Genomic DNA, 549 nt, shown 5'->3' on the forward strand with positions numbered 1-549 from the left:
CCCATGCTGCCAACAGCCGTCGGCGCGCGCTCGACTACCGGCACTTCGTCGACGAGCTCAAGCGCAAGCCCCAGGCGTTCAAGGGACTGGCATTCCGTGACGACCTGTTCCCTCGCGAAGCATATCGTCGCGCCTGGGACCAACTCGAAACCCGGATGACGCCGCGCGATGCCTGTAGGACGATGGTCGGCTTGCTCGAACTGGCCGCGCATTACGGCGTCGAAGCCGAGCTTGCCGAGCGACTGGAGACGCTGTTGGCCGCCGGTACGTTGCCTGATCTCGAACAGCTGCGCAACGAGTTCGTGCCGCGGCAGGCCCAGTGTCCGGAGGTCGTCGTCGAAATGCCGGCAGCATCGCTCTACGACACGTTACTCGACGCGGAGGTGATGGCATGAACGCACCCGCGTCCCATGATGCAGCACGCCTCGGATTGATGCTCAACGAGCTACGGCTACCAACGATCGCTCGTCTATGGCCTGAATTTACCCAGCGCTCCGACCAGGAGGGATGGCAGGCTGCGAGGTTGCTCGGCGCGCTGCTTGAGCATGA

At 63.8% G+C, this 549-nt stretch carries 2 pseudogenes; both read left to right on the plus strand.

Features of this window, described 5'->3' with window-relative positions:
- A pseudogene (locus tag AC3IFE_RS01615) lies at nucleotides 1-395 on the plus strand (IS21 family transposase); the annotation flags it as partial.
- Nucleotides 392-549: pseudogene (locus tag AC3IFE_RS01620) on the plus strand (IS21-like element helper ATPase IstB); the annotation flags it as partial. The pseudogenes AC3IFE_RS01615 and AC3IFE_RS01620, both read left to right, overlap by 4 nt.

It is taken from the genome of Burkholderia sp. APQ4-4ca, assembly GCF_057837105.1.